The sequence below is a fragment of the Actinocorallia lasiicapitis genome (assembly GCF_054778695.1).
Genome location: NZ_BAAGZI010000410.1, coordinates 1 through 4,966, shown reverse-complemented (window position 1 = coordinate 4,966; position 4,966 = coordinate 1). Strand labels below are relative to the sequence as shown.

The following is a 4,966-nucleotide window of genomic DNA, read 5'->3' as shown; positions in this document are numbered from 1 at the left end:
CGTCGACGGTGCCGCCGGCGGGCCGTCGGCGGCCTCCCCGCCGCCGCCTCCGCAAGCCGTCAACCCCGCGACCAGAGCCATGACGGCCAGTCCCGTTCCCGCTCCGCGCACCAGAACCCCGCGCACCGTGCCTCCTCGACCCGGCGCGGGTGCGCGGAGACCGGGCACCAGGGGACGCGTCGGGAGGGACCAGACTGGCGGCCTGCCGGACCGTTCTCTATTAACCCACCGCACAAGAGCGCCCTTCCGATTCGTCGATTGCGCGCATCAGTAGACGGCGGCCTTGGCCGCGGGGGAGCCGCCCGGCTAGTCCAGGGCCGCCCGCGTCGAGCAGACCTGCGACGGGTGGTGGCCGCGCCGCAGATAGATCCGCCCCTCGCCCAGCAGGAGCGCGACGACCCCCGGCAGATGCCCGCGCCGCACCGAGGCCCGGTAGGACCGCAGCAGCCGCCGCGCGGTCGGCTTCCGGATGATCGAAGGGTCCTCCCTCATCAGATAGGCCGTGCCCTGGACCAGCGTCAGCAGCAGGAAGAACACGGCGACGCCCCACGAGAGCACCCGCAGCGGATAGCCGCCCCCGACCCGCTCGTAGACGTCGAACACCACGGACCGGTGCTCGACCTCCTCCGCCCCGTGCCAGCGGAACAGGTCGAGCATGGTCGGGTCGGCGCCCACCGCGTCCAGCCGGTCGTTCTCGATGATCCACTGGCCCAGGACCGCGGTGTAGTGCTCGACGGCCGCCACGACGCCCAGCTCGAACAGCAGCCGCGCCCGGTGGCGGCGCGGCGCGGTGCGGGCCAGCTCGGCAATCTCGACCGGCCGGGCGGCGAGCTTGCCCTCGGCGATCGCGGTGATCGGCCGGACGTCGATGCCCTCCCGGCGCAGCAGCAGGTCCAGCACCCTCTGATGGGAGCGGGAGTGCACCATCTCCTGGCCGATGAAACCGCGGATCTCGGCGCGCAGCAGCTCGTCGGGGGGAAGCAGCGGCACGGCGTCCTGGACGCACTGGATGAACCACTTCTCGCCGGTCGTCAGCAGGACCTGGAAGTAGTTGATGAGGTGGGAGGCGAGCGGGTCGCCGGGGATCCAGTGCAGCGGCGTCGCCTCCCAGTCGAAGACCACCCGCCTGGCCTTGATCAGGGGATGCCGCTCGTCGATCTCGCTCATGTCGCTCCCGTCCGTTCGCTACCCTCGAACCCGATCTGACTCGTGACGATGTCAGATCGTGTTAGGGCGACCTACGCAGTGGCTGAGGAAAAATCCGGATGGGACATGTGGAAGACCGCGAGACCGGCCGCAGGTACGGCGGGCTCGCCGCGCGGGACCGGCGCGCGCAGCGCCGGGCGAGCCTGCTGGCCGCCGCCCTGGAGATCTGCGGCACCCGCGGACGCCGCGAACTGACCGTCCGCAACGTCTGTCAGGCCGCCGAACTGACCTCCCGCTACTTCTACGAGTCGTTCGCCGGCCGCGACGCCCTGCTCGCCGCCCTGTACGCCGAGCGGACCGAGCGGATCGTCCAGGCCACCTACGCCGCCGTGGCCGCCGCGCCCGACCGGCTCGAAGACCAGGCGCGCGCCGGAATGCACGCGTTCGTCCGGGCGAGCTGCGACGACCCCCGCGTCACCCGCGTGGTGTTCGTCGAGTCCGCCGGGGTGCGCCTCGCCTTCGACGCGGAACGGAACCAGGTGATCAACCGGTTCGCGCGCGCCAACGCCGAACTGGTCGCCCGCCGGCTGGGCGTCGAGATCGGCGTACGGCTCGACCTGGGCACGCAGGCGCTGGCCCACGCCTGTGTCGGGCTGCTGGTCAACCATGCCCTGGGGCTGCTCGACACCCCGCCCGACGCCATCGCCGACCTGCTCACCGATCTGTTCCTCGCCGCTTACCGGCAGTTCGCCTCGGAGGTTTCCTGATCCGCCCCCTAGGATGATCGGAACTTCCGGCGCTGCCGGATCGTCCCAGGTGGGACGTTGATTTCTTCCCAGGAGGGGGGCCGGTGACGGCCGCGCTCGGACTGCTGGCGGTCTTCGTGCTGACCGCCGCCACGGGCTACTTCGTGGCCCAGGAATTCGCCTATGTCACCGCCGACCGGCTGGCACTCGCCGACGCCGCCGACCACGGAGACAAGAAGGCCGCACGCGCCGTCCGGGTGCTGGAACGCCTGTCGTTCATGCTGTCCGGCGCACAGCTCGGGATCACGGTCACCACGCTGGTGGTGGGTTTCATCGCCAAACCGGCGCTGGCCGAACTGATCTCACCGCTGCTCGGCTCGCTCGGGGTGCCCGACGCGGCCGTCGGCGGCATCGCGCTGGCGCTCGGCCTGATCCTCGCGACCGTCATCCAGATGATCCTCGGTGAACTGCTGCCGAAGAACCTCGCGATGGCCAAACCCGAGACCCTCGCCCGGGCGCTCGCGCCGTCCACCCTCGTCTACCTGCGGATCGCCGCGCCGCTGATCCGACTGTTCGACTCGGCGGCCAACCGGCTGCTGCGGGCCGTCGGCATCGAACCGGTCGAGGAACTGCACCACGGCGCGACGCTCCAGGAGCTCGGCTACATCATCGGCGAATCCGAACAGCACCTCGACCACGAACACGTCGACCTGCTGGAGCGGGCGCTCGTCTTCTCCGACCACACCGCGGACGAGGCGATGATCCCCCGGATCGACGTCGTGACCGTGCCCGCCGACGCGACCGTCGCCGAGCTCAACGCGATCGTCGCCGAACACGGCCACACCCACTACCCGGTGCTCGGCGACCGGCTCGACGACATCGTCGGGGTGGTCGGGCTGCGCGAGCTGCTGCCCGTCCCGCCGGAGGCCGCGGGCAAGTCCACCGCCCGCGAGATCGCCAGGCGGGCGCTCAATGTGCCCTCCAGCCTGCCGCTGCCCGACGTCTTCGCCCAGATGCACGCCCGCGGCGACGAGATCGCCTGCGTGATCGACGAGTACGGCGGCTTCGCCGGAATGATCACTCTGGAGGACGTCGCGGAGGAACTGGTCGGCGAGATCGCCGACGAGGACGACCTCGACGACCCGCTCGCCAGCGAACGCGACGGCTGGTGGCACACCGACGCCGGTCTGCGGATCGACGAGCTCGCCCAGCTCACCGGGGTCGAACTGCCCGAAGGCGACTACGACACCGTCGCCGGGCTGATCCAGCAGCGGCTCGGCCGGCTCGCCAGGCCCGGCGACAAGCTGACCGTCGACGGCACCGAACTCGAAGTGCTCTCCATCGACCACCACGTCCCCGAACGCATCCGGCTGCGGACCGTCCGCCGGGAGGAAGAGCGATGAACCTCGGCACCGGGCTCGCCCTGACCGTCCTGCTGCTGCTCGGCAACGGGTTCTTCGTGGCCGCCGAGTTCGCGCTCGTCGCCGCGAAACGCCCCAAACTGGAGCGGGCGGCCGAGAAGGGGAGCCGCGCGGCGGCCTCGGCCGTCGCGGGGATCAGGGAACTGTCGCTCATGCTGGCCGGGGCGCAGCTCGGCATCACCATCTGCTCGCTGGGGCTCGGCGTGGTCTCCGAACCGGTGATCGCCTCGGTGCTGACACCGCTGTTCCACGCCGTCGGGCTGTCGTCGGCGATGTCGCACGTCATCTCCTTCGCCATCGCGCTGACCCTGGTGACCTTCCTGCACATGGTGGTCGGCGAGATGGCGCCCAAATCCTGGGCGATCGCGCACCCCGAACGTTCCGCGACGCTCCTCGCGCTGCCGTTCCGCGGCTTCACCAAACTGTTCCGGCCGCTCCTGGGCCTGCTCAACGGCATCACCAACGGGCTGCTGCGGCTGATGCGCGTCCAGCCGCGCGACGAGGTCGCCGTCTCCCGCACCCCCGAGCAGCTCCACCATCTCGTCGAGGAGTCACGGCGGCTCGGGTTGATCGAGGAGGCCGACCGGAACGTGCTGAGCCGCGCGCTCAACGCCCCCACGACCAGGCTCGACAAGCTGATCGTCCCGCTGGACCAGGTGGCGACGGTCCCGCTCGACGCCGACGCCGAGACCGTCGTCGAGGCCGCCCTGGCCACCGGACGGACCCGGCTGCTGCTCCGGTCGGAGACCGGCGCGGTGCTGCCGCGGATGGTCCACGCCCGCGACGCCTATCTGGCGCGCGCGCAGTCCGCCGCGTTCGATCCGGTCGCCGTCGCGCATCCCGTGCCGATCGTCCAGGCGGACCTGCCGCTCGCCGACGCGATCGCCACCCTCCAGCACCACCACAGCCAGCTCGCCCTCATCCACTCCGCCGACGGCTCGCCCGCGGGCCTGATCAGCCTGGACGACCTCCTCACCGGCCTCCTCCTCCCCGCCTGACCTTCCCCCGCACCTGTGTCACCGGAGGAGGTCCGGCGGGTCCCCGCTCGTCTAGGGTCGGGGGGTGCGAGGAACGACACAGGACGCAGGGGACGGGCTCGAGCTGCGCGAACTCCGGACGATCGCGGAGTTCGAAGCGGCGGACCGGCTGTTCGCCGGGATCTGGAAGACCGGCGCGGAAGGCACGATCGTCTCGGTGGAGATGATGCGGGCGCTGTCCCACGCGGGGAACTACCTCGTCGGGGCGTACGCGCGGGGACGGCTGGCCGGGGCGTCGGTGGGGTTCTTCGCGGCGCCCGTCGGGACCGTGCTGCACTCGCACATCACCGGGGCGGTGCCGGGGGCCGGCGCCGGTCTCGCGCTGAAACGGCACCAGCGCGCGTGGGCGCTGGCCCGCGGGCTGACCATGATCACCTGGACCTATGATCCGCTGGTGCGGCGGAACGCCCACTTCAACCTGGTGAAGCTGGGCGCGCGTCCGGAGGAGTACTACGAGTCGTTCTACGGGGCGATGGACGACCAGATCAACGGCGGGGACGAATCCGACCGGGTGCTGACCGTCTGGCGGCTGGACTCCGCCGAGGCGGTGGCCGCGGCTGAGGGCCGGCCGGTCACCGTCGCACCGCCCGAGGGCGCGGCGCACGGGCTGCGGGAG

General features: G+C 71.5%; 5 protein-coding genes. 4 read left to right on the top strand and 1 reads right to left on the bottom strand.

Annotated features, from left to right (window positions below):
• Nucleotides 1-306 precede the first annotated feature (306 nt).
• Entirely contained in the window at nt 307-1,167 is an 861-nt protein-coding gene (locus ACYVE7_RS28940; protein ID WP_460369033.1) for a metal-dependent hydrolase, read from the bottom strand.
• Between the two features lie 98 nt (nt 1,168-1,265).
• Here ACYVE7_RS28940 and ACYVE7_RS28935 point away from each other — a divergent pair, with 98 nt between their 5' ends.
• The 4 genes from ACYVE7_RS28935 to ACYVE7_RS28920 all read left to right on the top strand — a co-directional run.
• The gene (locus tag ACYVE7_RS28935; protein ID WP_460369031.1) at nt 1,266-1,913 is read left to right on the top strand and encodes a TetR/AcrR family transcriptional regulator; all 648 of its coding nucleotides are present in this window, start codon (nt 1,266-1,268) and stop codon (nt 1,911-1,913) included.
• A gap of 83 nt (nt 1,914-1,996) precedes the next feature.
• Complete coding sequence (locus tag ACYVE7_RS28930) at nt 1,997-3,295, top strand: hemolysin family protein (protein WP_460369029.1); 1,299 nt, start codon at nt 1,997-1,999, stop codon at nt 3,293-3,295.
• Entirely contained in the window at nt 3,292-4,311 is a 1,020-nt protein-coding gene (locus tag ACYVE7_RS28925) for a hemolysin family protein (protein ID WP_460369027.1), read from the top strand. Before ACYVE7_RS28930 ends, ACYVE7_RS28925 begins: the two co-directional genes overlap by 4 nt.
• A gap of 64 nt (nt 4,312-4,375) precedes the next feature.
• A partial coding sequence (locus ACYVE7_RS28920) for a GNAT family N-acetyltransferase (RefSeq protein ID WP_460369025.1) occupies nt 4,376-4,966 on the top strand: 591 nt, incomplete at its 3' end.

Excerpts from the sequence above, each read along its gene's own strand:
- ACYVE7_RS28940 (WP_460369033.1), bottom strand. The coding sequence starts at position 1,167 with ATGAGCGAGATCGACGAGCGGCATCCCCTGATCAAGGCCAGGCGGGTG.
- ACYVE7_RS28935 (WP_460369031.1), top strand. The coding sequence starts at position 1,266 with ATGGGACATGTGGAAGACCGCGAGACCGGCCGCAGGTACGGCGGGCTC.
- ACYVE7_RS28925 (WP_460369027.1), top strand. The coding sequence starts at position 3,292 with ATGAACCTCGGCACCGGGCTCGCCCTGACCGTCCTGCTGCTGCTCGGC.